The following is a 1341-nucleotide window of genomic DNA, read 5'->3' as shown; positions in this document are numbered from 1 at the left end:
GGCGACGGCGGGGACGTCGCGGGCGACCCGGCGCGCGCCTGGCTGTGGCTGCTGCACGACGACAGCGCGCCCGCGCCCACGGCGCTCGCGGAGCTCGTGCGCGCGGTGGAGGTCGCCCCCTCCGTCGCGGTCGCCGGGTGCAAGCAGCACAGCTGGTGGGCGCCCGTCCGCGTCCTGGAGGTCGGGTTCTCGACGTCGCGCTTCGGGCGCCGGATGACCGGGATCGACGAGCCGGAGGTCGACCAGGGTCAGCACGACGGCCGCGAGGACGTGCTGGCCGTCGGCATCGCCGGGGCGCTCGTCCGGCGCGACGTCTGGGACGAGCTCGGCGGCACCGACCCCGCGCTCGGCCCCTACGGGGACGGGCTCGACCTGTCCCGGCGCGCCCGCCTCGCCGGGCACCGGGTCGTCGTCGTGCCGCGTGCCGTGGTGCGCCACGCGCAGGCCTCGCTCGCCCAGCCGGTGGGCGGCGCCGTCCTCAACCGGCCCGGGTGGGACGCACGCCGCTCCGCACAGGCGCGGCGCGAGGCCTACCTGCACCAGCAGCTCACCGGCGTGCCCGTCGGGCTCGTGCCCGTCGTCGTCCTGCTCGCGCTGGTCAGCGGTGTCGTGCGCGGGCTCGGCAGGTTCCTCACCAAGGAGCCGCACCTCGTGGTCGCCGAGCTGGCGGCGCCCTGGGCCGTGCTGCTGCGGGCGGGGCGTGTCGTGCGTGCCCGGCGCCGCGCGGGCGCGACGCGGCGCCTGAGGCGGGGATCGCTGCGCCCGCTGCAGGTGACGTGGCGCGACGTCGTGCGCCAGGAGCGCGACCGGCGGCTCGCCGCCGCGGAGCGCCGGCGCCTGAGGTCGACGCCGAGCGAGCTCGAGATCACCGAGCTCGCGACCCTGCGGGCGCGCCGCCGCGGCACGCTCGCCGTCGTCCTCGTCGGCGCGGTCGCGATCTCGGCCGTCGTCGTGGGCCCGCTCGTCACGCGCGTCCTGGCCGGGGCGCGCCTGACCGGCGGGACGCTCGGGTTCGGCGACGCCGACCGCGCCGAGCTGTGGAACGCGGCGACGTCGGGCTGGGTCGCGGGCAGCCTCGGCCACGCCGGCCCGAGCGACCCCTTCCTCCTCGTGCTCCTCCCGTTCGCGGCCGTCGTGGGCACGGCGGGACTCGCCGCGGCCCTGCTCGTCCTCGGCTCGCTCGTGCTCGCGGCGCTCGGCGCGTGGTTCGCCGCGGGGGCCGCGACGCGGTCCGTCGTGCTGCGCGCCTGGGCCGTGCTGGTCTGGACGGCCGCGCCGGCCCTCCTGCTCGGGCTCGCGCAGGCGCGGCTGGGTGCGGTCGTCGCGCACGCGGCCCTGCCG

Annotated in this window: 1 protein-coding gene; it reads left to right on the top strand. The window is 79.3% G+C overall.

From position 1 onward, the window contains the following. A partial coding sequence (locus ICW40_RS20560) for a glycosyltransferase (protein ID WP_221655823.1) occupies nt 1-1341 on the top strand: 1341 nt, incomplete at both ends.

Origin of the sequence: Actinotalea ferrariae (genome assembly GCF_019733465.1) — a bacterium.
Taxonomy (GTDB): Bacteria; Actinomycetota; Actinomycetes; order Actinomycetales; family Cellulomonadaceae; genus Actinotalea; species Actinotalea ferrariae_A.
This window is presented reverse-complemented; position numbering and strand designations above follow the sequence as displayed.